Annotated in this window: 24 protein-coding genes and 1 pseudogene; 19 read left to right on the top strand and 6 right to left on the bottom strand. The window is 64.3% G+C overall.

Translation table 11 applies throughout. The features are described 5' to 3' along the window. The 13 genes from purF to IPF85_RS11595 form a co-directional block, all read left to right on the top strand. Positions 1-1221: amidophosphoribosyltransferase (gene purF, locus IPF85_RS11655; RefSeq protein ID WP_343408254.1), on the top strand; the 1221-nt coding region annotated here is incomplete at its 5' end. Between the two features lie 61 nt (positions 1222-1282). Next, positions 1283-1663: a nucleotidyltransferase domain-containing protein gene (locus IPF85_RS11650; RefSeq protein WP_343408253.1), complete on the top strand. Its 381-nt coding sequence runs from the start codon at positions 1283-1285 to the stop codon at positions 1661-1663. Next, positions 1633-2913, top strand: a complete 1281-nt coding sequence (purD, locus tag IPF85_RS11645; protein WP_343408252.1) for a phosphoribosylamine--glycine ligase — start codon at positions 1633-1635, stop codon at positions 2911-2913. The genes IPF85_RS11650 and purD overlap by 31 nt, the downstream gene beginning before the upstream one ends. Positions 2914-3147: 234 nt before the next feature. Beyond that, positions 3148-4176: a phosphoribosylformylglycinamidine cyclo-ligase gene (purM, locus tag IPF85_RS11640; RefSeq protein WP_343408251.1), complete on the top strand. Its 1029-nt coding sequence runs from the start codon at positions 3148-3150 to the stop codon at positions 4174-4176. 139 nt (positions 4177-4315) lie between these two features. Continuing rightward, a complete protein-coding gene (purN, locus tag IPF85_RS11635; RefSeq protein ID WP_343408250.1) occupies positions 4316-4951 on the top strand; it encodes a phosphoribosylglycinamide formyltransferase in 636 nt (211 codons plus the stop codon). Beyond that, positions 4948-6474: a bifunctional phosphoribosylaminoimidazolecarboxamide formyltransferase/IMP cyclohydrolase gene (gene purH, locus IPF85_RS11630; RefSeq protein ID WP_343408249.1), complete on the top strand. Its 1527-nt coding sequence runs from the start codon at positions 4948-4950 to the stop codon at positions 6472-6474. The genes purN and purH overlap by 4 nt, the downstream gene beginning before the upstream one ends. A gap of 36 nt (positions 6475-6510) precedes the next feature. Next, complete coding sequence (locus IPF85_RS11625; protein ID WP_343408248.1) at positions 6511-6813, top strand: hypothetical protein; 303 nt, start codon at positions 6511-6513, stop codon at positions 6811-6813. Between the two features lie 120 nt (positions 6814-6933). Continuing rightward, a complete protein-coding gene (locus IPF85_RS11620; protein WP_343408247.1) occupies positions 6934-8346 on the top strand; it encodes an aminotransferase class V-fold PLP-dependent enzyme in 1413 nt (470 codons plus the stop codon). A gap of 105 nt (positions 8347-8451) precedes the next feature. After that, positions 8452-9768 carry a 4Fe-4S binding protein gene (locus IPF85_RS11615; protein ID WP_343408246.1) on the top strand — a complete coding sequence of 439 codons (1317 nt, stop codon included), beginning with the start codon at positions 8452-8454 and terminating at the stop codon, positions 9766-9768. 33 nt (positions 9769-9801) lie between these two features. Further along, entirely contained in the window at positions 9802-10923 is a 1122-nt protein-coding gene (locus IPF85_RS11610) for an ABC transporter permease (RefSeq protein WP_343408245.1), read from the top strand. A gap of 3 nt (positions 10924-10926) precedes the next feature. Then, a complete protein-coding gene (locus IPF85_RS11605; RefSeq protein WP_343408244.1) occupies positions 10927-11910 on the top strand; it encodes an ABC transporter ATP-binding protein in 984 nt (327 codons plus the stop codon). Then, a complete protein-coding gene (locus IPF85_RS11600; RefSeq protein ID WP_343408243.1) occupies positions 11907-12836 on the top strand; it encodes an ABC transporter ATP-binding protein in 930 nt (309 codons plus the stop codon). Before IPF85_RS11605 ends, IPF85_RS11600 begins: the two co-directional genes overlap by 4 nt. Positions 12837-13071: 235 nt before the next feature. Continuing rightward, positions 13072-15618, top strand: a complete 2547-nt coding sequence (locus tag IPF85_RS11595) for an efflux RND transporter periplasmic adaptor subunit (protein ID WP_343408242.1) — start codon at positions 13072-13074, stop codon at positions 15616-15618. Between the two features lie 251 nt (positions 15619-15869). On the opposite strand, the pseudogene IPF85_RS11590 reads toward IPF85_RS11595, so the two are convergent. Further along, a pseudogene (locus IPF85_RS11590) lies at positions 15870-16817 on the bottom strand (VCBS repeat-containing protein); the annotation flags it as partial. A 514-nt stretch (positions 16818-17331) separates the two neighbouring features. Between IPF85_RS11590 and modA the strand changes: the two are divergent. From modA to IPF85_RS11570, 4 genes are all read left to right on the top strand, one after another. Beyond that, complete coding sequence (gene modA, locus IPF85_RS11585; protein WP_343408241.1) at positions 17332-18114, top strand: molybdate ABC transporter substrate-binding protein; 783 nt, start codon at positions 17332-17334, stop codon at positions 18112-18114. A 45-nt stretch (positions 18115-18159) separates the two neighbouring features. Continuing rightward, entirely contained in the window at positions 18160-18939 is a 780-nt protein-coding gene (locus tag IPF85_RS11580) for an ABC transporter permease (RefSeq protein ID WP_343408240.1), read from the top strand. Between the two features lie 94 nt (positions 18940-19033). Beyond that, entirely contained in the window at positions 19034-19708 is a 675-nt protein-coding gene (locus IPF85_RS11575) for a DNA alkylation repair protein (protein WP_343408239.1), read from the top strand. A 14-nt stretch (positions 19709-19722) separates the two neighbouring features. Next, positions 19723-20145, top strand: a complete 423-nt coding sequence (locus IPF85_RS11570) for a hypothetical protein (RefSeq protein ID WP_343408238.1) — start codon at positions 19723-19725, stop codon at positions 20143-20145. Between the two features lie 14 nt (positions 20146-20159). On the opposite strand, the gene IPF85_RS11565 is transcribed toward IPF85_RS11570, so the two are convergent. Then, a complete protein-coding gene (locus tag IPF85_RS11565) occupies positions 20160-20495 on the bottom strand; it encodes a hypothetical protein (RefSeq protein ID WP_343408237.1) in 336 nt (111 codons plus the stop codon). Positions 20496-20516: 21 nt separating this feature from the next. Here IPF85_RS11565 and IPF85_RS11560 point away from each other — a divergent pair, with 21 nt between their 5' ends. Continuing rightward, entirely contained in the window at positions 20517-21947 is a 1431-nt protein-coding gene (locus IPF85_RS11560) for a hypothetical protein (protein WP_343408236.1), read from the top strand. A gap of 237 nt (positions 21948-22184) precedes the next feature. Beyond that, a complete protein-coding gene (locus tag IPF85_RS11555) occupies positions 22185-22943 on the top strand; it encodes an SdrD B-like domain-containing protein (RefSeq protein WP_343408235.1) in 759 nt (252 codons plus the stop codon). 220 nt (positions 22944-23163) lie between these two features. Here the strand turns inward: IPF85_RS11555 and IPF85_RS11550 are convergent, their stop codons facing one another. The 4 genes from IPF85_RS11550 to IPF85_RS11535 all read right to left on the bottom strand — a co-directional run bounded on the left by IPF85_RS11550 (position 23164) and on the right by IPF85_RS11535 (position 26592). Continuing rightward, positions 23164-23559 carry a hypothetical protein gene (locus tag IPF85_RS11550; RefSeq protein WP_343408234.1) on the bottom strand — a complete coding sequence of 132 codons (396 nt, stop codon included), beginning with the start codon at positions 23557-23559 and terminating at the stop codon, positions 23164-23166. A gap of 251 nt (positions 23560-23810) precedes the next feature. Next, positions 23811-24155 (bottom strand): CopG family antitoxin, encoded by a 345-nt coding sequence (locus IPF85_RS11545; RefSeq protein WP_343408233.1) that lies wholly within the window; start codon positions 24153-24155, stop codon positions 23811-23813. Between the two features lie 196 nt (positions 24156-24351). Next, positions 24352-24609, bottom strand: a complete 258-nt coding sequence (locus IPF85_RS11540; protein WP_343408232.1) for a DUF2442 domain-containing protein — start codon at positions 24607-24609, stop codon at positions 24352-24354. A 21-nt stretch (positions 24610-24630) separates the two neighbouring features. Further along, positions 24631-26592: an AMP-binding protein gene (locus IPF85_RS11535; RefSeq protein WP_343408231.1), complete on the bottom strand. Its 1962-nt coding sequence runs from the start codon at positions 26590-26592 to the stop codon at positions 24631-24633. Positions 26593-26595 lie beyond the last annotated feature (3 nt).

Genomic DNA, 26595 nt, shown 5'->3' with positions numbered 1-26595 from the left:
TCCACCACCGGCGGCTCGTTTCTGCGCAATGCCCAACCCTACCTGATCGAAACCATCCACGGGCCGCTCGGCGTGGCGCACAACGGCAATTTGACCAATGCGCTGACCCTGCGCCGCGACATGCTGGAACGCGGGGTCGGCCTGACCTCCAGCAGCGACAGCGAGGTCATCACCCAACTGCTGGCCGCGGCCACCCCCTCCGGCGCCGGCAGTCCATTCGCTCGCCTCATGCCGGCCGGCACGTGGGAGGATCGCATCTCCGCGTTCATGCAGCGCGCGGAAGGCGCCTATTCCCTCACCATTCTGACCCGCGACGCAGTCTTCGCGGTGCGCGACCCGTGGGGGTTGCGGCCGCTGTGCCTGGGACGCCTCGACCTGAACGGTCATGGCGCCGGCTGGATCGCGGCCTCTGAATCGTGCGCGCTGGCGACCATCGGCGCGGCGTATGTGCGCGATGTGGAGCCGGGCGAGATCGTGCGCCTGGACCGCCAGGGGATGACATCCACCCAGGGCCGCCGGCCGGAGCCACGCGCGTTCTGCATCTTCGAGCTGGTCTACTTCGCCCGCCCTGATTCGACGATTGACAACCAGACGGTCCACCAGGTGCGCCAGCAGTTGGGCCGCGAACTGGCCCGCGAGGCGCCGGTCGCTGACGCCGATGTGGTGGTTGGTGTGCCTGATTCCTCCACGCCGGCCGCGATTGGCTATGCGCAGGCGTTGGGCATCCCGTTCAGCGAAGGTTTCACCAAGAATCGTTACATCGGACGCACCTTCATCCAGCCCGATGACCGTCTGCGCAAGGCCGGCATTGCGTTGAAGTACAACCCGCTGCCGGCCAATCTGGCTGGCAAGCGCGTCGTCATGGTGGATGATTCGATCGTGCGCGGCAACACCGCCGGGCCGCTGGTGCAACTCCTGCGCCAGGCCGGCGCGGCCGAGGTACACGTGCGGGTGTCGTCACCGCCGGTGCAGCATCCGTGCTTCATGGGCATTGACATGGCGACGCGCGAGCAGCTCATCGGCGCTTCCAAAACTGTCGCCGAGATTTGCGAGATCATCGGCGCAGACAGCCTGGCCTATCTGTCGCACGACGGCATGATGGCCGCGATTCACGCAGGCCAGACCTCACAGGCCGGCTTTTGCCGCGCCTGCTTCACCGGTCAGTACCCCGTGCGCCTGGAGGAATGGTGGGCCAAGCGCAACGGGCAAGTTGTTGTTTGACGTGCTGTGGCGTATAATCATTTCAGGTATCATGCTCAGGATTGGCAAGCGGAGATGTCAGATGTCAGCCAAAAAGACACACCTTGCACGACACGAACGCGCTGCACTAGGTGCGCTGGTTAGACGCCTGCACCAGCGTTACGGCGGCGACTTGGAGCGTGTGGTGCTCTTCGGTTCGAAGGCGCGAGGCGATTTCAACAGCGAATCCGACCTTGATGTTTTGGTCGTTGTTTCGATGCGCAGCGGTGAGTATCGGCGCTACTGGAACGAGATCGTTGATATCGCGTGTGATGTCGAATTGGAGTATAACGTCGTAATATCACCGATCATCAAAGAAGCCGCGATCTATGCCAAAATGCGTAGCCAGGGGCTTCTGCTGACGCGCAACATCGAGCAAGACGGAGTCAGTCTATGGATGACGCCACCAAGCGCACGATCCTGATTGTCGGCTCTGGTGGTCGCGAACATGCGCTGGCCTGGAAGCTGGCGCAGTCAGCGCAGGTGGGGCAAATATGGGTGGCGCCGGGTAATGGGGGCACGGCCGGCGTTGGCGTCATTCAGAATGTGGCGCTCGACGCCGCGGATGGCCCTGCGCTGCTGGCGTTCGCGCAGAGCCACGCGGTGGATTTGACCGTCGTTGGCCCTGAGGCGCCCCTGGCGGCCGGCATCGTGGACCTCTTTCAGGCCGCGGGACTGCGCATCTTTGGCCCCACCCAAGCCGCCGCGCAATTGGAAAGCTCCAAAGCCTTTGCCAAGGACTTCATGTGGGAAACGGGCATCCCCACGGCCGGTTATGCCATTTTCGATGACTACGAGGCTGCGCTTGAGTATGTGCGCCAGGCCGAGCGACCGTTGGTGGTGAAGGCCAGCGGTCTGGCCGCGGGCAAGGGGGTCATCGTCTGCGATGACATGCTGCACGCGGAGCAGGCGGTGTTCGATATGCTGCGCGCCCGCGTGTTCGGCGAGGCCGGCGACCTGATTGTGATCGAGGAGCGCCTGGTTGGCCCGGAGGTGTCGCTGTTGGCCTTTTGTGATGGCACGACGGTGGCGCCGATGCTGCCGGCGCAGGATCACAAGCGCGTGGCCGATGGCGACCGCGGACCGAACACCGGCGGCATGGGCGCTTTCGCACCCGCGCCCCGCCTGACCGCAGCCCTGGTAGATCAAACCGTGCGCACCGTGCTGCAGCCCGCGCTGGATGGACTGGCGGCCCAGGGCACTCCGTTTGTGGGCGTGCTCTACGCCGGGCTGATGCTCACGCCGGCTGGCCTGCGCGTGCTGGAGTTCAACGTGCGCTTCGGCGACCCCGAAACCCAGGTCATTCTGCCCCTGCTCGCAAACGACCTGCTGGATGTCTTCGACGCCTGCCTGGACGGGCGCCTGGCCGCGTGCAAGCTGCGCTGGAAGGCGGGCGCAGCCGTCACCGTCGTCGCGGCCGCGGCCGGCTATCCTGGCGCGTATCCGCAGGGCGATCCCATCACCGGCGTGGAAGCGGCCAACGCCCTGCCGGGCGTACAGGTCTTTCAGGCCGGCGCCCGGCGCGAGGGCGAACGCCTGCTAACCCACGGCGGCCGCGTGCTGGCCGTCACCGGCGCCGGCGCGGACTTTGATGAAGCCCGGCGTCGCGCCTATGGCGGGATGGAGCAGATTCATTTCGAGGGAATGCATTTTAGGAGAGATATTGGGAGTTGAGGGAGATCGGAGATCGGAGAGCGCAAGGAGTTTTTTGCCACGAATTACACGAATTCTCACGAATTGTCCCTGTGTCAATGGGCGTCATTCGTGGCAAAGGGTGGAGATTGGAGAGCGGAGATCGGAGATTGGAGATCGGAGATTGGAGACTCAGGACCGGGAAACTTCCGCCTTCCACACACCCGGTCTCTGGTCTCTGATCCCTGATCTCTCTTTGGCTGAGGCAGGAATGAGATGACGACGTATCGCGAGGCGGGGGTTGACATCGAGGCGGGCAATCGGGCGGTGGCGCTGATGAGGGCGGCCGTGCAGGCCACGTATACCCCGGCTGTGTTGGCCGGCATCGGTGCGTTCGGCGGGTTGTTCGACGCGGCGGCGCTGCAGACGATGACCGCGCCGGTGTTGGTGGCCTCTACCGATGGGGTGGGCACCAAGGTCAAGGTGGCCGCGCAGATGCAGCGTTTTGACACCATCGGCGCGGACCTGGTCAATCATTGTGTCAACGACATTCTGGTGCAGGGCGGCCGGCCGCTCTTTTTTCTCGATTACATCGCGGCCAGCCGGCTGGCGCCGGCAGAAGTGGCGGCCGTAGTCACCGGGATGGCGGACGCGTGCCGGGCCGTGGGCTGCGTGCTGCTGGGCGGCGAAACGGCCGAGATGCCCGGCGTTTACCAGGCAGGCGAGTTCGATGTCGCCGGCACGATCGTCGGTGTGGTCGAGCGCAGCCGCATCGTGGATGGCCGCGACGTGCAGGTGGGCGACGTGCTGATGGGCCTGCCCAGCAATGGCTTGCATACCAACGGCTTTTCGTTGGCGCGGCGCGTGCTTGCCGGCTTGGATTGGGCCGCGCCGCATCCGGAGTTGGGCGCCGGGCGCAGCATCGGCGATGCGCTGCTGGCCGTCCATCGCTGCTACCTGCCGGAGGTGGAGCGACTTTGGGCGGCCGGGGTGGTCATCGAAGCGATGGCGCACATCACCGGCGGCGGGTTGCTGGACAATGTGCCGCGCAGCCTGCCCGCTGGCCTGGGCGCAGGGATCGAAGCTGGCGCCTGGCCCGCGCCGCCCATCTTTGAGCTGATCCGCCGTTTGGGTGAGGTGCCGGATGACGACATGTTCCGCACCTTCAACATGGGCGTTGGCATGGTCATCGTGGTCGCGCCAGACGCCGTTGCTGCCGTGCGCCAGGTCCTGGGCGCGGATGCCTACATTATCGGCCGTGTGATGCCCTGGTCGGGCGCCGGGCCGCGTGTCATCATCGCTTGAGAGCGATTGAAATCGCGCCTGGTGGGCGTTCCGCCGGGCGCCCACCTGCGTGGACGCGATGCCGGCCGGCGCAGGCCGACATGGCGGCGGCACGCCTTGCATCCCGAATTCATTCGGCGGCTTGTTGTGAGGGGAAGCCATGTCTGAAACAGTGTCCCTGGCCCGCCTGGTCGTTCTGATTTCAGGCAGCGGCAGCAATCTGCAGGCCCTGCTCGACGCCTGTCAGGACGGTCGTTTGCCGGCGCGGGTGGCGGCCGTGGTTTCCAACCGACGTGACGCGTACGGGCTGGTGCGGGCGCAGCAGGCCAGCGTGCCCACCCTCTACTTCCCGCTCAAACCGTACAGCGATCAGGGTCTGCCGCGTGAAACCTATGATCGCGACCTGGCGGCGCTGATCAGTTGTTTTCAGCCCGACCTGATCGTGTGCGCGGGCTGGATGCAGGTCTTGACGCCGATTTTCATCACCCCCTTCGCCGATTGTCTCATCAATCTGCACCCGGCTCTACCCGGTCAGTTTCCGGGCACGCACGCCATCGAGCGCGCGTTCGCGGCCTACCAGGCCGGCGAAATCGAAGTCAGCGGCGCGATGGTGCATGGCGTCGTACCGGAGGTAGACGCCGGTCCCGTGCTTGATTTTGTCGTTGTGCCCTTTGATCCCCGTGACCAGTTCCATGATTTCGCCAAACGGCTGCACGCCCACGAACACACCCTGCTGGTGCGCGCCGTTCAGCGCTGGCTGGCAACTCGCCCCCAAAGGAGAGACTTTTATTCATGACGATTCAACGTGCTCTACTGAGCGTGTACGACAAGTCAGGGCTACTCGACCTGGCGCGCATTCTGGTCGCGCAAGGGGTTGAGCTTGTGGCCAGCGGCGGCACCGCGCGCGCCTTGACGCAGGCCGATCTGCCCTGCACCCCGGTTGAAGAGGTCACACATTTTCCTGAAATGCTGGGCGGCCGCGTCAAGACCCTGCACCCTGCTATTCACGGCGGCATCCTCGCCCGCCGCACGCCGCAGCACCTGGCCGATCTGCGCAAGCAGGGGATGCAGCCGTTCGACCTGGTGGTGTGTAATTTGTACCCGTTCACCCGCACAGTGGCCCGCGCCGACGTGACCGAGGCCGAGGCCATCGAGGAGATTGACATCGGCGGCGTCACCCTGCTGCGGGCCGCGGCCAAGAACTTCGAGTCGGTCACGGTGTTGTGCGATCCGCAGGACTATCTGACCGTGGCGCTGCATGTGGAGAAGGGCGAGGCCGTGCCGGCCGAGACGCGGCGTCACCTGGCGCTGAAGGCCTTCCGCCACACGGCCGCGTACGATGCCGCGATTGCCACCTGGTTGGGTCGCCAGGTCGAGGGCGCCGATACTTTCCCGGCCGTGCTGACGCTGAGCGCCGAGCTGGCGCAGGTGTTGCGCTACGGCGAAAATCCCCATCAGCGCGCCGGCTTCTACCGCTGGCCCGATGCCGCGCGTGCCCTGTCCCAACTAAGCGGTGAGAAGGAAATGAGTTATAATAATTACGTGGACCTTGACGCTGCCTGGGGCATGGCGCAAGAGTTTTCCCGGCCGACGGTGGCCATCATCAAGCACACCAACCCCTGCGGCCTGGCCAGCGCCGACAGCCTGGTCGAGGCGTTTCAGTTGGCCCTGGCGGCCGATCCGGTCAGCGCGTTTGGCAGCGTGATTGCCGTCAATCGCCCGCTGGACCTGGCAACCGTCGCAGCTATCGGCGCACTGTTCGTCGAAGTGCTGGCTGCGCCGGCGTACGAACCAGAGGCGCTGAAGGCGCTCAAGCGCAAGAAGAACCTGCGCGTGCTGGAGGTCAAACCGGAGGCGGTCCTGCCCTACGCCATGCGCACCGTTCATGGTGGGCTGCTGGTGCAGACGCCTGATGACACGATCGAGCCGGCAAACACCTGGCAGGTGGTGACGCAGCGCCAGCCGACGGCAGACGAAATGACCGCGCTGGACTTCGCCTGGCGCGTGAGTAAACACGTCAAGTCGAACGCCATCGTCTTCACCACGGCCAACGAGGTGGTGGGGGTGGGAGCCGGGCAGATGAGCCGCGTGGACTCGGTGCGCCTGGCTAGCCAAAAGGCCGGAGAGCGGGCCAAAGGCGCGGTGGTCGGATCAGACGCCTTCTTCCCGTTCCCCGATGGCGTGGAGGCCGCGGCCGCGGCCGGTTGCACTGCCGTGGTTCAACCCGGCGGCTCCATGCGCGACGCGGAGACGATCGCCGCGGCGGACCGCCTGGGGCTGGCGATGTGCTTCACCGGGGTGAGGCATTTCAAGCATTAGATAGGAATTGCAAATCTCGAAGCAAAAGGGGGAAAGATGTTTACGACAAGTCATGGTGTGGCGGTGTACGAGAAATTCATACTCGTGGCCGTGGAGATGGATGACGTCGAAGATTTCGGCGAAGAGGAACTGTGGGACGCGGTCGAAGAAAATGACTGGATCCTCGCACAAGATAAGCCAAGTGTCCTGGTCTACGTGGATAGCAACGACGACATCAATTACTACGGCGATGAGGACCTGGTTGACGAAGCCGCCGAAGTGAGCTACGAAGACATCGCCTGGGGTCAGCCGATCACCCTGGAGTGGCTGGAAGAGGGCGACGAGGAAGCAGAAGAGTGAGGAATGCTGAATGCTGAATGCTCAGAGCTGAATGCTTGGCGCTTTCTGCGAAAACGCCGGGGGTGCAACATTCCTCATTCAGCTTTCATCGTTCAGCATTGCCCGGAAAGGTTGTGAACCATGGCGGTCACAGATGCCGCGACCGGTCAGAGCCATGACTGGCGCCGGCTGTTCGATGTAGAACAACAAGTGCCCCTGCTGGACGGCAGCACGCGTACCTATGTCAATTTCGACAACGCGGCTTCCACGCCGCCGCTGCGGGCGGTCACGGCTGCGGTCAATCGTTTCTTGCCGTGGTATTCCTCTGTCCACCGCGGCAGCGGCTTCAAGAGCCAACTGGCAACGTTCGCCTACGAGGATGCTCGCCGGGCGACGCTGCGCTTTGTTGGCGCGGACCCTCACACCCACGTCTGCATCTTTGGCAAGAATGCCACCGAGGCGCTGAACAAGCTGGCGCGGCGTCTGCCATTTGCACCGGGACGTGACACCATCCTGGTCTCCATGATGGAGCATCACTCCAACGATCTGCCCTATCGGGCCGTGGCCAACGTCGTCCATGTCGCCATCAAGCCAGATGGCAGCCTGGATGAGGCCGATTATGAGCGCAAGCTGGCGCAGTATGCCGGGCGAGTGGCGCTGGTGGCCATCACCGGCGGCAGCAACGTGACCGGCATCATCAATCCGGCGCCGCGCCTGGCCGCGCAAGCCCATGCCGCGGGCGCGCAGTTTTTGCTCGACATCGCGCAACTGGCGCCGCACCGTCCGATTACCATGGGCAGCCTGGACGACCCCGGTCATTTCGACTACGTGGCCCTGTCCGCGCACAAGCTCTATGCGCCCTTCGGCACCGGCGCCCTGATCGGCCGGCGTGACACCTTTGCCCAGGGTGCTCCCGATGTGCGCGGCGGCGGCACGGTGGAGATCGTCACCGAGGATGGCGTCTGGTGGAGCGATCCGCCGGAGCGGGACGAAGCCGGCAGCCCCAACGTCGTGGGCGCGGTGGCGCTGGCGACAGCTATCGAGCAACTGCAAACGGTGGGCATGGACAACGTGGCCGGCCACGAGGCCGAGTTGACGACCTATGCCTTGCGTCGCTTGTCCCAGGTTGAGGGCCTCGAAATCATCGGCGACACTGACCCTGCACGCGCAGCCACGCGCCTGGGCGTCATTCCGTTCAACGTGCGCCACGTACAGCATTTTCTGGTAGCTTCCATCCTGGGCCACGAATTCGGCATTGGTGTGCGCAACGGCTGTTTCTGTGCGCATCCGTACATCCTGCACCTCCTGGGCCTCGACGCGGCGCAGACGCAGCAGGTGCGCGATGAGATGCTGGCCCATGACCGCGCCCATATGCCGGGACTGGTGCGCATCAGTTTTGGCCTGTACAACACCCTGGCCGAAGTGGATTACCTGGTGGAAGCGCTGAGCAAAATCGCCCGCGGCGACTACAAGGGTCATTACGTGCAAGATCAGACTTCTGGCGACTATGTGCCCAGTGGCTGGCAGCCCGATTTCAGGTCGTTTCTGACCTAAAAATAGCCTTGTACCGCAATTCTCCGGATTGCAGCGCCCACGACGCAAGCGGCCGGGGGTTGAGGTGAGGCCGTTCGTATGGATTGCGCTTCGAAGGAGAATGTCATGGGTCACATCGTCAATCCCGACCGATCCTACCACCTGCTGCAGCAGCGCCTGGATCGCAATGTCACCGGCGCGCCGGAAACACCGGCTTTCATGCAAATCCTCAAGCTCCTCTTCTCCCCGACCGATGCCGAGATCGCCCGTCAACTGCCGACCAACTTCACCGGGCTGACGGACCTTTCCCGCAAGCTGCATCTACCCGAAGCCGAGTTGCTCGACATCCTGAGCGGCATGGCGGAGCGCGGCTGCGTCATTGACATCGAACGCCACGGCCAACGTTACTTCTCGCTGGCGCCGGTTGTCATTGGCTTCTTCGAATTCACCTTCATGCGCCTGCGCCCGGACGCCCCGCTGCCCGAACTGGCGCGCCTGTTCGATGCCTACTTCAAAGAGGATGATCGCTTCGCACGCGCGATCTTTCAGCACGAAACCCAGATCGGACGCTCGCTGGTGCGTGAAGAGGCGCTGCCGGCTGACGTCAGCGGTCAGCACGTCGAAATTCTGGACTGGGAGCGGGCCAGCACGATTGTCAAAACGGCGACCGATGCCGCCGTCTCCCTGTGCGCCTGCCGGCATCATGCCAGCCACCTGAACGAAGACTGCGGCCGGCCGCAGCGCACCTGCCTGTCGTTCAACTACGGCGCCAAAACGCTCGTGCGCAACGGCGTGGCCGAGCGTATCACCAATAGCGAGGCCATGGACATCCTGGAGCTGGCAAAAGTCAATGGACTGGCGCAGACGGCCGACAATGTGCAGCGCAACGTCGGCTACATCTGCAACTGCTGCGGTGACTGCTGCGGCATGATGAACGCCATTCGCCGCTTCGACCTGCGCGGCGCCATCGTCACCTCGAACTGGATCAGCGACATTGATCTCAGCCACTGCAACGGCTGCGGCCGCTGCGCCAAAGTCTGCCCGGTCAACGCCATCACCATCGAGGAGCAGCAGTTGACCAACCGGCGCAAGCGCTGGGCCGTCCGTAATGCCGATCTCTGCCTGGGCTGCGGCGTCTGCTACAGCGCCTGCCGCCACGGCGCGCTCTCCATGAACCCACGGCCGCGCCGCGTCTTCACGCCGGAGTCCACCTTCGATCGCATGGTGGCCATGGCCATCGAGCGCGGCAAGCTCGCCGACTTGATTCTGGACAACACAGAAGGGCTGGGCTATCAGGCCGTCGGTCGCATCATCCAGGTCCTGGAGAAATCACCGCCGTATAAAGCGGCCCTGGCCATCAAACCGCTGCGCTCCATTTTCCTTGACACCGTCGTGCGCGGCATCAAACTGGCGGCCGGCCCGGCCAGCGCGGATGTTCAGTAATTAACGCATCGTGTAAATCGGAGAAAGACGGCAGTGGTATTTCGTACTCTGGCGCTGATGCGCAAGGAGTTTCGCCACATGTTTCGGGATCGGCGCACGTTGACCACGCTGTTTGCCATTCCCATCGTGCAACTGATCCTGCTGGGCTATGCGGCCAACACCAACGTCGAGCACCTGGCGACGGCCGTCCTCGATCTCGACCGATCCGCGCAGAGCCGCGACCTGATTGCCACTTACCAGGCCTCCAACTACTTCGACATTGTCATCTATCCGGCCGATCGTCAGGCCCTGGGGCGCCTGATTGACCGCGGCGAAGTGCGCACCGGCATCGTCATTCCTCCCGGCTTCGGCACAGCCCTAACCAGGCGCGAGCGGCCGGCCATCGAGTTTATCATTGATGGCTCGGACCCGGCCATTGCCAACACCGCTTTTGCCTCCGCACAGAGCGTGGGTCAGGCATTCTCGCTTCAGGTGTTGACAGAACTACTGGACAGTGACCGCCAAGAGCAGCCTGGCGTTGATGTGCGCCCGCGTGTCTGGTACAACCCGGAGATGCGCAGCGCCAATTACATGGTGCCCGGCCTGGTCGGCATCATCCTGCAGATGCTCTCCATGATGACCACGGCCCTCGCCATCGTGCGCGAGCGCGAGCAAGGCACCATGGAGCAGTTGATCGTCACCCCCGTGCGCCCGGCCGAGATGATCCTGGGCAAGGTGACACCCTACGCCTTGATCGTCTTCATCAACACCTGTGCGGTTCTGGTCCTGGCCGTCCTCTGGTTCCAGGTGCCCATTCACGGCAGCGTGACCCTACTGCTGTTCCTGATCGCTTTCGCCATGATCTCGTCCCTGGCCCTGGGCCTGCTGATCTCAACGATTGCGCACACTCAGCAAGAAGCCATGATGTTAACCTACTTCTTCTTCCTGCCCTCCATTTTTTTGGCCGGCTACATCTTTCCCCTGGAAGCCATGCCCGCGCCCCTGGAGTTCGTCAGCCAGTTCGTGCCCCTGCGCTACCTGCTGACCATCATTCGGTCGGTGGTCCTCAAAGGCGTCGGGCTGGACATGCTCTGGCGTGAGGTCATCATCCTGGGCCTGTTCAGCGTCGGCATCCTGGCCCTCGCCACCGTTCGTTTTCGCAAACGCCTGGAGTAGACGATGCCCGCTGTCGCAGTCGCTGGCCCCCTGATCGTCGCCAAAAATCTTGGCCGTGCCTTCGGCTCCATCGCCGCGGTGACCGGTCTCGATTTGACCATCGCGCGCGCGGCGGTGTTTGGGCTGGTGGGGCCAGATGGCGCCGGCAAAACGACCACGCTGCGCATGCTGGCAACCATCCTGGCGCCGACGACCGGTTGGGTCACAGTGGCCGGTTTCGATACCATGACCGCGGCGCAGCCGATCAAGGAGCGTATCGGCTACATGGCGCAGGAATTTCGCCTGTATGGCGACCTGAGCGTACAGGAGAACCTCGATTTCTTCGCCGACATTTGCGGCGTGCGTGGCCGCGTGCGCCGTGAGCGCATCGAGCGCCTGCTCCACTTCGCCCGCCTGACCGAATTTACGCAGCGCCGTGCCAGTCAGCTTTCCGGAGGCATGAAGAAGAAGCTGGCCCTGGCTTGCTCGCTCATCCATCAGCCCGACATTCTTTTGCTCGACGAACCGACGACCGGGGTGGATCCGCTAGCGCGGCGCGAGTTTTGGGATATTCTGTCCCAGTTGCACCTGCAAGGGGTGACGATGGTGATCAGCACGCCCTACATGGATGAAGCTGAACGCTGCTCCGCCATCGGCCTGATGTACGAAGGACGCCTGGTGGTCAGCGGCACACCCGCCGAGATCAAGCGCCTGGTGACCGGTGAGATCATCGAGGTCTGCCCGCAGGGCGCCGGCCAGGGCGTCAACCTGATCCGCCGCGCCGAGGCGCTGGTGCATAGCCTGCCCGGCGTCATCGAGGTGCAAACCTACGGCAACCTGCTGCACATCATCGTGGAAGATGCGGCGCGTGGCATGCCCCTGGTGGCTCAGGCCCTGCGCAGTCACGGCATCGAGCCGGCCGGCTTGCGCACCACCACCGCCCGCATGGAGCAAGCCTTCATCTGGCTGATCCGGCGGCAGCAGGGACTTGGCGAGGGAACAGCATGATCGCGGTGAAGGTGGATCAACTGAGCAAACGTTTTGGCGATTTTGTGGCGGTGGACGACATCTCGTTCGAGGTGCCACGCGGGCAGATTTTTGGCTTTCTAGGCCCCAACGGAGCGGGTAAGACCACCACCATCCGTATGCTGCTCGGTCTGCTGCGCCCCAGCGCAGGCAGCGCCACGGTGTTGGGGCTTGACGTGCAGCGTCAGGCCGAAACCCTGCGCCAGCGCATCGGTTACATGAGCCAGAAATTCAGCCTGTACAACGACCTGACGGTGGACGAGAATCTGAACTTCTACGCCGGCGTCTACGGCGTGCGCGGGGCGCGGCTGCGGCAGCGCAAAGCGGATATTCTGGCGATGGCGGGCCTGGTCGGGCGCCAGCGCACCCTCACGCGCCACCTCTCCGGCGGCTGGAAGCAGCGCCTGGCCCTGGGCGCGGCCATGCTGCACGAGCCGGAGATGCTCTTCCTGGATGAGCCGACTGCTGGTGTTGATCCCCTCTCCCGCCGCACGTTCTGGAACCTGCTGTATGAGCAGGCTGCCGCCGGCGTGACCATTTTGGTGACCACCCACTACATGGATGAGGCCGAGAATTGCCAGGCGCTGGCGTTCATTCAGCGCGGGCGCCTCGTTGCCAGCGGCTCACCGCAGGAGATCAAAGAGACGCAGATGCACAGCCAGGTCCTGGAAGTCACCTGCGATCAGCCCGATGCAGCTGTGGTGGCGCTGCGCAAGCTGGGAATTTTCGAAGAAGTGGCGCTCTATGGCGCGCAGTTGCACGTGATCACGCCTGACGCCGCGGCCCGACAAGCCGTGGTGACGCAGACGCTGACCGCCGCCGGCGTTCACGTGCTGGCCCTGGCCGTCATCCCCCCCTCGCTCGAAGACGTTTTTATTGCCAGCGTTGGTGGTGCGCGGCACGTGTAACGCAATCCGCCGGATTGCGGCGCCATGCGGTCCGGAGGCGTTTTCGCAGAAAACGCGTAACTACTCAGCCATCCGTCGCCAACGATTGAAATCGGCGGCTGAAATGGCGGAAACCTGCTGAAGCAGGTTCGAAACGCCGCCCGCAACCCGCTTCCGCGGGTTTCCAGGGGTATCAGGCGTTGGATTCATCCGATGCCGGGGGCAGGCTGAGTTGTTACGAAAACGCGGAGAAATTATGAAAAATCATTTGCTGCGCCCAGCTTTGGGCATCATGCTGCTGGTGCTGCTGGGCAGCACGTGGTATGCCTGGCAGCACCCTGCTTTGATCCCAGCCGCCTTGAGCCGGTTGGGTCTGACGGTGGCCGGACCGGCGGCGAGTGACCTGCGGGCATCCGGCTTCGTCGAGGCCCCCACCGTGGCCGTCGCCGGCGAAGTCAGCGGTGAAATTGCGCGCGTGCTGGTCGGCGCCGGTGACACCGTGTCCGCCGGCCAACCCCTGCTTGAGATTGACACGACCCTGCTGGCTGCCCAACTGGCCGAAGCCGACGCGGCGGTGGCCGTCGCGCAGGCCCAACTGGCGCGCATCGAGGCCGGGGCCAGGGCCGAGGAGATGCATGTGGCCGCCGCGGCCGTGACGCTGGCGGAGACGCGGCGGGATGGCGCCTGGCAAGCCTGGCAGGATGCCCTGACCTTGCAGGCCAACCCGCAAGAGCTTGATCTGCAGATCGCCAACGCCCGTAGCCAGGTGGCGGTGGCGGAGGGGCGCCTCTTGCAGGCCACGGCGCTGAAGGACGCGGCCGAGCTGCTGGCCAGCGTGCGCCAGCGCCAGGTAGCCACGATCGGCGATTCGCCGGTCGTGGGGGATGCCGTCAAACATCAGCTTGACATAAACTGGAACCTGGCGACGGCCGATGTCTGGAGCGCGTGGGCCAATCTCAATCGGGCCGGCGCCGCGCGCGATCTTGCACAGCAGGCCCTGACCAGTCTCCTGGCCGTGCGTCAGAACCCGCAGGGCGCGGCCATCCAGGTGGCGCAGGCGGAGGCCGGCTATCGGCAAGCCGCGGCGGCCGTGCCGGTGGCGCAGGCCGCGCTGGTGCAGATGCAGGCCGGCGCATCATCCACCCAACGCGACGTGGCCCAACGCGGGGTGGCGCAGGCCCGCGCCGCATCTGCGGCCCTGGCAGCCCTGCGCCCCAAGTACACGCTGGTCGCGCCCGCGGCCGGCCAGGTGCTGGAGATGAGTACACACGTGGGTGAGACCGCCATGCCCGGCGTGACCCTGCTGCGCCTGGGCAATCTCGACACGGTTGACCTGGTCGTCTATGTGCCGGAGCCGAGCATGGGCGCGGTTCATCTGGACGAGGCCATCACCGTGTGGGCCGATGCGTTCCCAGACGCCCCGTTTCGCGCAGAGGTGGCCTGGATCGCTGACCGGGCCGAGTTCACGCCCAAGAATGTGCAGACGCAAAATGAGCGTGCGCAAACGGTCTTTGCCGTGCGCTTGCGCATCAGCAACCCGGCCCATGCCCTGAAGCCGGGCATGGGCGCAGAGGTAAGTTTTGATGTGGGCTTTGGCGCCGACGCCGGCCCGGGGCCGGCTGACCGCCAGCCGGCCGCGCGCGCAAGCAGCGGCGCGGGTGTGCAAGGCTCAGGCGCCATCGAGGCGGATGTGCTGGCGCTGACCAGCGAGCTGGGCGGGCGCATCGTCGCGCTCCATGCCGCCGAGGGTATGACCGTCACGCAGGGCGCCGCGTTGATCGAATTGGACCGCACCTGGTTGCTGGCGCAAGAGAATCAGGCGGACGCTGCGCTGGCCACGGCCCAGGCGAACCTGGCGCATATCTCTGCGCCGCCGCGGCTCGAAGCCATCGCGGTGGCGCAGGCCGAGCTGGCGCAAGCGCAGGCCGGCCGTGACGGCGCGTACACCGTCTGGCGGTCAGTGCAGGCGGTGATCACGCAGCCGTTGGAACTGAACAGCCGCGTGGCCGCGGCCGGGCGCCAGGTCGCGCTGTGGGTGCAGCAGGTGGACGCGGCGCAGGCAGACGTCAAGACCGCGGAAATCCAGCGCGACGAAGCTCTTCGTCACGTGGCGACGGATGACGACCGCACCCGTGCGCAAGCCGCGGCCAGGCAATTGGACGCGGCGCAGGCCAATCAGGCCGCGGTCGCGGCCGAGCTGGCCGGCGTCCGGCGTCAACTGGCCCTGCTGCAGGCCATGCGTGCCAACCCCCTGGCCCTGCAGGCGCAGGCCAACGCGGCGCAGGCCGCGTATCGGCAGGCCGAGGCCGCCGCACAGGTGGCCGCGGCGCGGCTGACCGCGACCCAGGCCGGGCCGCGCGCCACCGAGGTTGAGGTGGCCCAGGCGCAAGTCAACCAGGCCGAGACCGCCCTGACTACCATCCGCAGCCGCTTGGCCCGACTGACGCTGACCGCGCCGCGCACAGGCGTTATCTTGGAGCAGGCGGCGCGCCTGGGGGAACTGGCCGTGCCGGGCGCGGTGCTCCTGCGCCTGGCTGATCTCGACCGGGTCAGTCTCAGGGTCTACGTGCCGGCCGGCCAGCTCGGTCAGGTGCAGATCGGGCAGGTTTTCGCCGTGACCGTGGACGCCTATCCCGGCGAGCTTTTCAGCGCCCGCGTGAGCGAGATTGCCGCCGAGGCGGAGTTTACCCCCAAGACCGTGCAGACCAGCGCCGACCGGGCCAACCTGGTGCTGGCCGTCAAGCTCAGCCTGGACAACGCCGGCCACCGGTTGAAGCCTGGCATGCCCGCGCAGATCAGGTAGAGGGGGGCCGGGTGGGCTGCGAGGTGCGCGGCGACGAACATGACATCGCGCACATCCAGCACACCGTCTGGCGCCATGTCCAGGTCGCCGTTGTACGGCGCACCGTTCCAGGCATCGCCCACGGCCTGCGCGACCGCGGCGATGTCGGCGGACGTGGTCTGGCCGTCTCCGGTGACGTCGCAACAACTTTGCAGCAAGATGGAGACCCAGGGTGTCTCGCCCAGGTTGCGGTAGGGCGCGGCCAGGTCGGGATAGCCATCCTCGTTCCAGTCTCCCGCGCTGACGGCGCCTGGCTGCGTTCCCGTGGTAAAGGTCTGCGGGCTGCGCAGCGTGCCATCGCCGTTGCCCAGGTAAACCGCCACGTTGTTGTTGCTCTGGTTGGCGACGACAATGTCCTGCTTGCCATCCATGTTCATATCGGCGAAGATCACGTCGCGGGGAAAGCTGCCGGTGGTATAGATCGCAGCGCCGGCGAAGGCGCCGGCGCCGGTGCCCAGGTTGATGAGCAACCGGCTGCCGTAGATCTCGATAGAGGCCAGGTCGAGCGTGCTGTCCCCGTTCAAATCCCCGGCGGCCACGGCCTCGGTCAGAAAATTGCTGCCGGCGGCGCTGCCCGCGCTGAACGTTCCATCGCCTGCGCCCAGGAAGGTCTGCACCCCGTTGTAGTGCGACACCGCCAGGTCAAGGTGATTGTCGCCGTCGAAATCGCCCATCGCCAGGTCGGTGGCCTGCATATTCGCCCAATTGGGCATGTGTGACGGTGCGCCGAATGTCCCCTGGGCCGTGCCGGTGATGACCGACAAACCGAAGAGCACGTTGTTGGCGACGGCCAGATCGGGGTAGGTGTCCTCGTTGAAGTCGCCGATGACCACCGCGACGGGGAAACGGCCGGCCGTGGTGGTATCGAGCAGTGAAAAGGTGCCGTCGCCGTTGCCGGCGTGGATCTGGACCAGCGTGCTGTCATGGCCGCCTTGGGTAAGCACCAGGTCGGGCACGTTGTCACTGTTCAGATAGCCGGCCGCCAGACCCCAGGCGGTAATGCCCGGTCTGAACGGCTGATTGTCGCCAAAATTGCCGGCGCCATTGCCCAGCAGCACCGTTAGATTCTCTTCGCCCAGGTAGGACGTGACCGCCAGGTCCAGGTGTCCATCACCGTCGAAGTCTTGCGCGACGATGCGCTTTGGCTCTGAGCCGGCCATCTCATACGCTACCTGTGGGCGAAAGCGCACCCGAGTGGCCGCGGCCAGCGTTGAACCGGCCAGCATGATCGCCAGCACAACCGCCACCGGCAACGAAGCTTGTCTCAGACGACGCATCTGCCCGGGTAGGGCGGCCATGCGCTTACGTATATTGCTGTTCATCGTTCCTCCTGACGTGGAGCGCCATCAACCGGCGTGGTTGTGTCGCGCCCGCTCGCGCCGGCGGGCCATTTCGCTGGGGTAGCACAGGCCGAGGGTAGCCGCATGCGCACGCGCCCATTGGGAGAGCGCGGTAGGCCCTTGCCGGTTGCATCATAACATCGAAACCGACAGGCGTCAATGAATTTGGGGCGCCGGCTTGCCCTCGGCTATAATGCTACGACTGCCGAGCCGGTGCGTGGGCACGGCGTCGCGGTGAGGGAAATGAGCGCCCGCGCCAGATGAAGGGTCGCCAGATGAGGGTTCGCCAGATGAAGAGTCGCCAGATGAAGAATCGTCGGATGGGATCGGGGCTTTGCAGCCCAGGGCTGACCGGCATCGTGGCCGTCTGCCTGCTGCTTGGCTCGTGCGCACGCCCGCGCCTGACCGGCCGACAGCGCTGGTGGTTTTTGCGGCGGTGTCGTTGACTGAAGCCTTCGACGACATCGGCGCCGCGTTCGCCGCGCAGCATCCCGGCGTTCGAGTTGTCTTCAACTTTGGCGGCTCACAGAACCTGCGCACCCAATTGGAGCAGGGCGCAACCGCAGATGTCTTCGCCGCGGCCAACCTGGCCGAGATGGACAGGGCTGTGGCGGCCTCTCTGGTGACATCCGGCAGCGTGCGTATCTTCATGACCAACCAACTGGTGGTCATTGTGCCGGCCGCCAATCCGGCGCAGATACACAGCCTGACCGACCTGACGCGGCCGGGGTTGAAACTGGTGCTGGCCGCGCCGGAGGTGCCCGCAGGCCAGTATGCGCGCGTGCTGCTGCGTAACCTCGACGCCATCTTCGGCGCGGGCTATGAGGCGCAGGTCCTGGCGAACGTGGTGTCCAACGAAGATAACGTGCGCCAGGCGGTGGCCAAAGTGCAGCTGGGTGAAGCCGACGCCGCCATCGTCTATGCCTCGGACGCGGTGGCCGCGCCCACCTTGCGCACGCTGGCGATTCCAGCCTCAGCCAACGTCGTGGCGCGCTATCCCATCGCCGTCCTCAGCGCGGCCGCGCAACCCGACCTGGCGACCGCGTTTGTGCAGATGGTGCTGGCGCCGGACGGTCAGGCGATCCTCAGGAAGTGGGGGTTTACGCCGGTTGATTGACGACACCTGCCCGCAGCCGCGGCCACGCCGTTCGGCGGCGCAACCATGATGCCTCACGGCCGCAGCGCGTGGTTGTTCATCCTGCCGGCCGCGGCGTTGGTGGGCCTGCTGCTCCTGCCGCTGTTGGCCCTTGTGGGCCGGGCCTTGATGGACGATTTTCTGGGCTATGTGCTGGCGCCCTCGGCCCTGGCTGCCCTGCGCCTGAGTCTGTTCACCAGCACGATCAGCGTGGCGGTCGCGGTGGCCACCGGCACCCCACTGGCCTATCTCCTGGCGCGCTGGCGTTTTCGGGGGCGGCCCTGGCTCGATCTGTTGCTTGATCTGCCGGTGGTGCTGCCGCCCTCGGTGGCCGGCCTGTCGCTGCTGATTGCTTTTGGCCGTCAGGGTGTTTTTGGCGCCGCGCTCAGCGCCCTGGGGATCAGCCTGCCGTTCACCACCGCGGCGGTTGTGCTGGCGCAGACCTTCGTCTCCGCACCGCTCTACGTGCGCGCGGCGCGCATCGGCTTCAGTTCCATTGATGTGCAGCTCGAAGAATCGGCCTTTGTCGAAGGGGCCAGCCAATGGCAATTGTTCCGCTTCGTGATGCTGCCCCTGAGCGGACGCGCCTTGCTCGGAGGCGCCATTCTCTGCTGGACCCGCGCCCTGGGCGAATTTGGCGCCACCATCCTGTTTGCCGGCAACCTGGAAGGGCGCACCCAAACCATGCCCCTGGCTATCTACCTGGGTCTGGAGCGCAGCCTCGGCGTGGCCCTTGCCCTCTCCGTGATGCTGCTCGCTGTCTCCCTGGCCCTGCTCGCCATCCTGCGACGGATGGATGAGAGATGAGCACGAAGGCACGAAGGGGTACGAAGGCGCGAAGCACGAAGGCACGAAGGCGCGAAGGGCGCAAATCGAAAACCGAAAATCGGAGATTGGAGACATGACAAGTATAGAACTTATCGCCGAATTACGCAGCCATGCGAACCCGGCTAATGTGGCGGGGATGGCGCAGTTCGGCATCAATCCGCATGACACGCTGGGCGTTTCGATCCCGGTGGTGCGCGAACTGGCCAAGCGGGCGGGCCGCGATCATGCGCTGGCGGCCGCGCTGTGGGAATCGGGCATCCATGAGGCGCGTGTTCTGGCCGCGCTCGTGGATGATCCGCGCTGGGTGACCGAGGAGCAGATGGAACGCTGGGTCACTGCGTTCGATTCCTGGGACGTGTGCGACCAGGTGTGCAGCAACCTGTTCGACCGCACGCCCTTCGCCTGGGACAAAACCGTCGCCTGGAGCAGCCGGCCGGAGGAGTTCGTCAAGCGCGCCGGCTTTGTGCTCATGGCCGCGTTGGCCGTGCATGACAAACGCGCATCTGACCAGCAATTCGAGGCATTGTTGCCCATCATCGCCCGTGAGGCCGACGATGCGCGCAATTTCGTCAAGAAGGCAGTCAACTGGGCGCTGCGTGGCATCGGCAAGCGCAACCGTGCCCTGAATACCCTCGCCATCGCGACGGCGCAGACCATTGGGGCCATGCCAGACAAAACCGCGCGCTGGGTGGCCGCTGACGCCCTGCGCGAATTGACCAGCGACGCCGTACAAGCGCGCTTGCGTTGAGAATGGAGGCATCCTTGAGCCAGTTGCGCATTGCGCTCCTCTTTCATTTCAATCAGAATCTCAATCAGTTCAGCCACCTGGCCAGCCAGGTCTGCTACCGGGGGCTGCTGCACGTGCTGCGCCGGCATGCGCGCCTGCCCTTTGCCATTCACATCTCCGGCAGTCTCGTTCATGCCCTGCAGTGGTTCGACCCGGAGCCGCTGCAACTGCTGGCTGATGGCATCAACGCCGGACAGTTCACGCTGTTGGGCAGCACTTACGCCCAAAACGTCCCGTATGCCAGCGATGACTGGGACAACCTGCTGCAGATGACCCTGCACCGCGAGGTTCTGCAGCGCAACTTTGGCGTCAGCCCGACCCTCTTTGGAACTCCGAGCGCTGCTGGCGCCAGAACCTGGCGCCTGTCCTCGCGGCCGGCGGTTACACCCACACCCTGATCGAGGGCGATTTTCTACGCCAGGCTGGCTGTCCCCAACCCCATGCCGTTTGGCAAACCGGGCAGGATGGGCACAGCATCACCCTTTTCAACGACGACCAGCCGCTGAAGGATGCCATCAACTACGCCATCTGGACCGGCCGCACGACCCGCGCCCTCGCCTACCTGCGCGCCCTGGCCGAGCAACCTGATCGCGACGCCTACTACGTCTGGTATGCCGAAGATGCCGAAGCCGTTGGCCTTTGGGGCTACAGCGACGGCGTCCTGCCGCAATCGGCCTGGGCCAATCTCGATCGCCTGCTCACCGAGCTGGAGCAGCAGCCGTGGCTGGCTATCACTGCGCCAGCGCACGCACCGGCGCCCCAGGGTTATTTGACCACCGTGCCCGACGGGCAGGCCAGTTGGATGGTGGCCTCACTGCGCGCCACCGGCAAGCCGTATCACGAGGACGGCTTTCGTGATTGGTTTGATTTCAACGCCCGTTCGCCCAAACTGGCCTACTTCCGCCAGTTCTATGCGCAGATTCGGGCGCGCCTGCAAGCCAGCCAGGTCGCTCCGCCGGCCAACGCGGCCGCCGTGCGCCTCATCGCCCAGGCGCACCTGGCGCTGGCCACCCATCAGTTCGAGTTTGGCTGCATTGGCATCGGTGAGCCGGGCGACCGGCAGTGGGAAATGGCCCGCGCCGCGCTGGTCTGCCTGCGTGCGGCCGAGCTGGCTGCCACGGCGCTGCTGCCATCCCCGGCGCAGGAGCAGACGCTGGCTGCCGCACCTGCGCCCGCCGCGGACAGCCCGTTCGCTTGGCGCGACGCCCGGCGCCAGCAGTTGGCTCTCGCGGCCGACGCGGCGCCCGCCCTGGAGAGCAGGCTGTGGTGTGAAGATGTCAATGCCGATGGCGCGGAAGAGATCTGCCTGGCGGGCGGCCGTGTCTTTACCGTGCTGACCGCCCTGGGCGGGCGTCTCCTCTACGCGTTCGACCTGCAGGAGGGCGTGTCGTGGGTGGGCAACGAAAACGCCATGTCGCCCGCCCGTTTCAGCCATGACGGCGCCTACCCGGTCGTGACCCGCACCTGGCTCCGGCGCTGGCTGCCGACGACTGTGGATGCGAATGTCAGCGACTTCGCGGCGCAGGCTGCCAACCCGCGGGCGTTGTGGGATCGCTTCTTGCCCAATGACTGGTGGGCCGGCGAACCGGAGACCCTGCCGGCCTATTTCGCTCCGCTCCTCGCTGCCGCGGAGCCTGCCGAGTGGCAACCGCTGGCCGGCCAGACGCGTGCCCTGGCCGATTACTTGTGGGTGGATGACCAGCTCGTGCTGCAACCCAGCCAAAACGTGGCGTGGGAGGTGCAGATGAGCGACCGCTCTGTGACATTTTCCCAGGCGCTCGGCCTGCCTTTATTACCGCCAGCGCTGGCGCTCAGCAAACAAATCAGCCTGTACCAGGATGGCCTGGAGGTCGTCTATCGCCTGCACAACGCCGGCGCGGCGCCAACCTCCGTGCGCCTGGTGATCGAAAACGAGTTGTGCCCGGCCAGCGTTGATCTGTTGGACGCCGGTCGCGCCGCGGTCACCTACTGGCAGGCCGGCGGATTCCCGCAGACCGACGCGGACGCGGCCACCCGCGGCGTGTTGAATCGGGCCGCCAACTACCTGGTGGTGTTCCAGGCACAGCCTGCGCCTGACGACGTGTCCGGCGCCGATGGCCTTTTTGCCCTGACCCTGGCGCCGCAGTTCTCGTGGAGCCTGGCGCCTGGCGAGCACGCCGTCCTGGGTTTGCGCTGGCGTGCCCTGAGAATCGGCGCCTAAGCAGCGGCTGATGACCAACACGAAAGACGTCAAAGACGCAAGCGCCACCTTGAAGCGCCTTTGCGCCCTGGCGTCCCTGCGTTGAGATGAATCGCGCCCACGCTGCTGTGGCTTTACCAGGAAAGGCCGCGGCGGTTTCTGTAAGGTAGTTGTAAAGCACATCTGGCAAAACTTGTGCTATCATTCCCGCATTCGGAAACGGTCACTTGAACCAGGGAAGAAGAGGGAGTGAATTACATGATTTGCACGCAGAATCGGCAGCAGCAGGGGATCGTTCGTGTCGCGGCCGCGTTGGTCACACTCGCCAGCCTGGTCATCATGCTGGTGGCGACGCTGGCCTGGGCGACTCCCGCGGCGGCTGCCACCGGCGGTCAGGTCATGGGCACCGTCTGGGTAGACAACAACGGCGACGGTGTGCGCAACAGCGATGAAACCCAAGCCCTGGCCCATGTCACCGTTGCGTTGACCGACAACAACGGCACCCTGGCTGGCCTGGTGACTACCGATGAGCAGGGCCGCTATGTGGCGGGCGGGCTGCTCCCAGGCCTCTACCAGGTGTCAGCGCAGAGCACCACGACTCTGCTGACCAGTACCCCGGAGCAGCGCTGGGTCGGCATCCGCGAGTCACAGACCACGGCCGTCGTAGATTTTGGTTTTGTGACGCCCACCACCCAGGCGCTCGTCAGTTTCAGCGTGACGGTTGGCGCCCCGTTCGTCGAAATCATGTGGCGCACGGGCAATGAGAACGAAGTGCAAAACTTCAATATCTACCGCAGCGCGCCCGACGGCTCTGACTTCGTTCTGTTGACGGCCCAACCGCTGGCGCCCCACGGTGTTCTTACCGTCTACTCCTGGTATGATGTGACCGCAACGCCCGGCAACCACGTTTACTGGCTGGAGTTCAATTATGCTGAAGGCCCCGTGCTTTTTGGGCCTCGCATCGCCACCGTCAGCACCCCAAGCCAACATCTCTTTCTCCCGCGGATTGTTCGCTGATTCACTCGGTCGCCCGCTGCGGTCGCGATGCAGCGAGCGAGCGAGCGAGTGGCTCAGCGCCTCATTGAGCAGTCACAGCGCCCAACATACGAAAAGTCCCGACTCCTAGCCTGGAGTCGGGACTTTTCTCGTTTTTGGAAATGCTTGTGCGTCGTACTGTAGCTTCACTTTCGTTCATGGTATCTTCGCTCCTTCTGATCCATATCGCGTGCGCTCAGGATCAGCGCTGTATGGGCTTGCTTGTGAACGATGTTGCCAGCGCCTGATCATCCAGGAATTCAACAGGAGGTTTATCGCGGCCAAGCTCCCACAGCAGTGAGTAGAACCAGACGCCGCTCTCACCAATCGTAAAGCTCGCCGGACTCCAAAACGGACGAATCTCTGTTCGATATTCTCCCTGTTCATCCAGGATTTGAAATTCTGCGGCCTCCTCCCTTAATTCGGGGTCATAATAAGCCGGCCACCCCCAAGCCATGCCCCTATATTCTTGCCCTTCGACGTGCAATCGTTCAGCCAACAGACGGACTTCGATTAGATCGGGCGTCGAGACAGGCGCAATAACTGTCTGGTTGTCGCCGTTATGATGAATTGCTGCCTTAATATGAATCGCGTTCATCGTTTGTTCAGCTCTTTTTGCCAGGTTGCCACAATCAAGGAACGTTTTTCCTCAACGAGCCGTCGGTCTTGGTCCGTGCTTCGCCGGCCTGGCTCCAGGCCAACGCCAGAGGTCCTCCAGATCCGCCTTTCCCCCCGGCACATGGACGTGGATTGGTTCATTCAGGTCGAACATCACAAAGAAGAAAACATAACCCTTATAGCGAAAAATCACAGGCACGGGACGCACCTCGAATCGAACTTTTACCCACACTAATCACAGCTATGAGCCCATTCAATGCGATGGGGAACACCACCGCACGTCTTTAGCGAAAGAAAAATGTCACGGCCCGCGACAGGCGCAATCTCGTCCAACCACAAGTTGACCAGCGCCTCTGGCAAGAGGGCACGTTTACGCGCTTCGGTTTCAATCCGAAAGAAGAGATCTGGATCCAACGTTACGCGCGGCCGGCGCGTCGCCCTCACCGTGAACTCTACCTCATGCGTCTGGTCCCAGTAGTCGGCTAGACTGTGCGTATCCCAAAACTCAGCAATCTCTTCTAACGTTTCGGCCTCGGAAATGCTTGTGCGTCGTACTGTAGCTTTACTTTCGTTCATGGTATCTTCGCTCCTTCTGATCCATATCGCGTGCGCTCAGGATTAGCGCTGTATGAGATCGCTTGTGAACAAAGAAGACGATTAGATAACGTCCCGCATCGGTTTGTCCCGCTGCGGTATAGACATCGTCACCTGACCTATGGATACTGTTATCATACCGCACAGGAGAATATCTGCCAACTATGGTTATTGCCGTTTACGCCCTTGGTTTGGCGGCTATCGAGCCAACGCTACGCGTGTACAGGAATTCCGGATCCAAGTCCAGTCCATTTTCCCATTCTACGGTATCAAAAGAGACGCTGACCTGCTTGAAGGCCTCGATATTCTTGAGTTCGGCAAACCGGCCAACGTCCAGGTACGGCGTCATGTCGAACAACCGGCGCTCCTTATTGTCGAATGTCAATACCAGTTTGTAATCGTTTGTTGCATGAACTTCGGCAACTCCAGCGTACATAGTACAGACTCCAAGAACCCTCTACGCCGCGTGCTTGATCGCCTCCAGCGTCGCGGGGTTCTCCAGCGACGACAGGTCGCCGGGGTCGTGACCCAGGTAGGCGGCGCGGATGACGCGGTGCATGACTTTGGCGTTGCGCGTCTTGGGCAGCGCGCTGACGAACTTGATCGCCTTGGGCTGCAGGGCCTTGCCCATCTCCGCGATCACCATGGCTTGCAGCGCCTGGCGCAGAGCTTCGCTGGCCTCGTGTTCCGGGCGCAACACGCAGAAGCAGACCACCTCCTGGCCCTTGATCTCGTGCGGCACGCCGATGACGGCCGCCTCGATCACGGCCGGGTGGCGAATCAAGACCGATTCGATCTCGGCCGGCCCCAGGCGCTTGCCCGCGACTTTGATCGTGTCGTCCGAACGTCCCAGGATGTACCACAGGCCGTCCTCATCAATCGCGGCCCAGTCGCCATGCACCCACACGTCCGGGAAGCGCGACCAGTAGGTGTCCAGGTAACGCTGCGGATCGCGCCAGAAGCCGCGCGTCATGCCGATCCAGGGCTGGCGCACGACCAATTCGCCCACCTGGTTGCGCACGGAGCGGCCGTGGTCATCCACCACGTCGGCCGCCATGCCCGGCACCGGCCCTGTAAACGCACAGGGCTTGAGCGGTCCCAGCACATGGCCCATGACAATGCCGCCGGAGATTTCGGTGCCGCCGGAGTAGTTGATGATCGGTTTGCGGCCCTCCAGCACGGTGTCGAAGAACCACAGCCACGATTCCGGATCCCAGGGTGAACCGGTGGAGCCGGCCAGGCGCAGGGTGGAGAGGTCGTGCTGCTGAACCGGCGCCGCGCCGTGCGGTCGCAGGGCGCGGATGAGCGTGGGCGAGACGCCGAGCGCGGTGACGCCATGCTGGCTGACCAGCGCCCAGGTGCGATCCACGCCGGGAAAATCGGGCGCGCCGTCGTAGAGCAGCATGGTGGCGCCCAGGAGTAGCGTGCCAAAGACCAGCCACGGCCCCATCATCCAGCCCATGTCCGACATCCAGTAGACGGTGTCATCGTCATGCACGTCCAGACCGAAGGCCATGTCCTGAGCAGCTTTGATGGGAAAGCCACAGTGCGTATGCACCGCGCCTTTGGGCCGCCCGGTGGTGCCGGAGGTGTAGATCAGCATGACCACGTCTTCGGCGCGGGTGCGCTCTGTCTCGGCCCGCTGTGGTTGACCGGCCACCACGTCGGCCCACCAGTGATCGCGGCCGGCCGTCCAGGGAATCTCGTGCTGCGCCCGGTTGACCACAATCACGTGCTGCACGCTCGGAACGTGCTGGAGCGCCTCATCGGCCACGGGCTTCAGCGGCACCACGCGGCCGCGGCGCAAAAAGCCGTCGGCCGTGAACAGCGCCTTCGCCTCGCCGTCGGCCAGGCGGTTGGCCACCGCGCCTGCACCATAGCCGGAGAAGAGCGGCAGAATGACGCCGCCGATCTTGGCAATCGCGAGCAGGGCAATCACCACTTCGGGAATCATGGGCAGGAAGAGGCCAATGGCATCACCTTTACCCAGGCCCAACGCACGCAGCCCCGCGGCCATGCGATTGACCTCACGGTAGAGGTCGCCGTAGGTCAGCACGCGCACCTGGCCTTCCTCGCCTTCCCAGCGCAGCGCGGCGCGGTTGACCGTGGCGGTGCCTTGCCATTTATCCAGGCAGTTGTGAACGATGTTCATCATGCCATCTACGCACCACACCGGCCACTGGATGCCGCGGCTCGTATCCACGATCTGACGGTAGGGCACGTCGAACTCGATGCCCAATTCGGCCAGCACCGCTTCCCAGAACCAGCCGATGTCGTCGGTTGAACGCCGATGCAATTCCTCGACCGAACGCAGGCCGTGCCGGTTCATGAACTGCTGCAGCCGGCTGCGCGCCACCACCTCAGCCGATGGCCGCCAGACAATCTCCCCCCCGCCCACAAACGAAAATTCATCAGGCATACC

It is taken from the genome of Candidatus Amarolinea dominans, from assembly GCF_016704685.1.
In the GTDB taxonomy this organism is placed as follows: Bacteria; Chloroflexota; Anaerolineae; order SSC4; family Amarolineaceae; genus Amarolinea; species Amarolinea dominans.
The sequence above is the reverse complement of the archived record's forward strand: the minus strand, read 5'-3'. Positions and strand labels throughout refer to the sequence as shown.